Annotated in this window: 1 protein-coding gene; it reads left to right on the top strand. The window is 74.1% G+C overall.

The genetic code is table 11. The features are described 5' to 3' along the window. Window positions 1–21: 21 nt before the first annotated feature. Window positions 22–2,102: hypothetical protein (locus AB8Z36_RS37545; RefSeq protein ID WP_369217858.1), on the top strand; the 2,081-nt coding region annotated here is incomplete at its 3' end.

Genomic DNA, 2,102 nt, shown 5'->3' with positions numbered 1-2,102 from the left:
GGCGTGGAAGCCCCACCTGGCATGGCCGAGGGCGCCGTCCGCGAGGTCGAGGGCGACGGCGTCAGAGGCGACGATGCGGGGCGTGACACGGGGGTGGTCGGCGTTGCTGAGCCTGACGTAGCCGTACCCCGGGGGACGACGGCTCCGCGCGTGGCAGGGGGTGGTGGCGTCGAAGTCGGCGACGTGGCGCCGGGTGTCGTGGAAGGCGGTGGGACCGCGCGCGAGGCGTGCGGTGGGGACGCGGTCTTATCCGGGGTCGCGGTATCCGGCGTAGCCGAACGAGGTGAGGCGGTGCCCTGCGGGGCCGGTCGCGAAGGTGCCGGTGTTGTCGAAGCCGCACCGGCCGATGCCGAAGGTGACGAGGTCGCGCGGGACGCGTCCGATGGTGACGAGGACCCACCCGGCGTAGACGGACCCGACGCAGCCGAGCGCGGCGAGGCCGTGCCGGGCGAAGCCGTCCCGTGCGAGGCCGGTCGCGCTGGCGCCGGAGTTGGCGAAGCCGCGTCAGCCGATGCCGCAGGTGATGAGACCGCGCGCGAGACGTACAACGGTGACGCGATCCCACCCGGCGTTGCCGGACCCGACGGAGCCGAGCCGGGTGAGATCGCTCGCCCCGTGGCGGGCCGCGCCAGTGCCGGAGTTGGTGAGGCCGCACCGGCTGGTGCCGAAGGTGGCGGGGCCGTGCGCGACGCGTGTGATGGTGACGGTGACTTACCCGGCGTAGACGGACCCAACGCAGCCGAACGCGACGGGGCCGAACCGGGCGAAGCCGTCCCGTGCGAGGCCGGTCGCGCTGGCGCCGGAGTTGGCGAAGCCGCGTCAGCCGACGGCGCAGGTGATGAGACCGCGCGCGAGACGTACAACGGTGACGCGATCCCACCCGGCGTTGCCGGACCCGACGGAGCCGAGCCGGGTGAGATCGCTCGCCCCGTGGCGGGCCGCGCCAGTGCCGGAGTTGGTGAGGCCGCACCGGCCGGTGCCGAAGGTGGCGGGGCCGTGCCGGGCGAAGCCGTCCCGTGCGAGGCCGGTCGCGCTGGCGCCGGAGTTGGCGAAGCTGCGTCAGCCGACGCCGCAGGCGACGAGATCGTGCGCGAGACGTGCAACGGTGACGCGGTCCCACCCGGCGTTGTCGGACCCGACGGAGCCGAGCTGGGGGAGGCGGTGCTGGGTGAGACGGCTCGGCCCGTGGCGGACCGTGCCGGTGCCGGAGTTGGTCGAGCCGCACCGGTCGGTGCCGATGGTGGCGAGGCCGCGCGGGACGCGTGCGATGGTGACGATGACCCACCCGGCGTAGCCGGGCCCGACGCAGCCGAACGCGACGAGGCCGAACCGGGCGAAGCCGTCCCCTGTGAGGCCGGTCGTGATGGCGCCGGAGTCGGTGGAGCCGCGCCAGCAGATGCCGAAGGCGATGAGACCGTGCGCGAGACGTGCAACGGTGACGCGGTGCTGGGTGAGACGGCTCGGCCCGTGGCGGACCGTGCCGGTGCCGGAGTTGGTCGAGCCGCACCGGTCGGTGCCGATGGTGGCGAGGCCGCGCGGGACGCGTGCGATGGTGACGGTGACCCACCCGGCGCAGCCGAACCCAACGAAGCTGAACCGCGCGAAGCCGTTCCCTGCGAGGCCGGTCGTGATGGTGCCGGATTTGGTGAAGCCGCACCGGCAGATGCCGAAGGTGGTGAGGCCGCGCGCGACGCGTGCAACGGTGACGATGAATCACCCGGCGTAGACGGGCCCGACGCAGCCGAGCTGGGCGAGGTCGTGCCCGGCGAGACGGCTTCCCCCGTGGCGGACCGCGATGGCGCTGGAAGCGGCGAAGCCGCGCCAGCCGACGCCGACGCAACCGTGCGCGATACGTGCAACGGTGACGATGACCCACTCGGCGTCGCCAAACCCAACGAAGCTGAACCGCGCGCAACCGTCCCCCGCGAGGCCGACCGCTGCGGCCCCGGGGTTGGCGAAGCCGCGTCAGCCGACGCCGAAGGCGAAGGCGACGCCGCCGAACGTGTCACGGGCGGCTGCGTCACGGGCGACGGCGACACAACTCCACCCGGCGTCACAGTCCCCGAGACCGCCGCCCCCCGCATGGCCGATGCCCCCAACGC

Origin of the sequence: Streptomyces flavofungini (assembly GCF_041028215.1) — a bacterium.
Taxonomy (GTDB): Bacteria; Actinomycetota; Actinomycetes; order Streptomycetales; family Streptomycetaceae; genus Streptomyces; species Streptomyces flavofungini_B.
The sequence above is the reverse complement of the archived record's forward strand: the minus strand, read 5'-3'. Positions and strand labels throughout refer to the sequence as shown.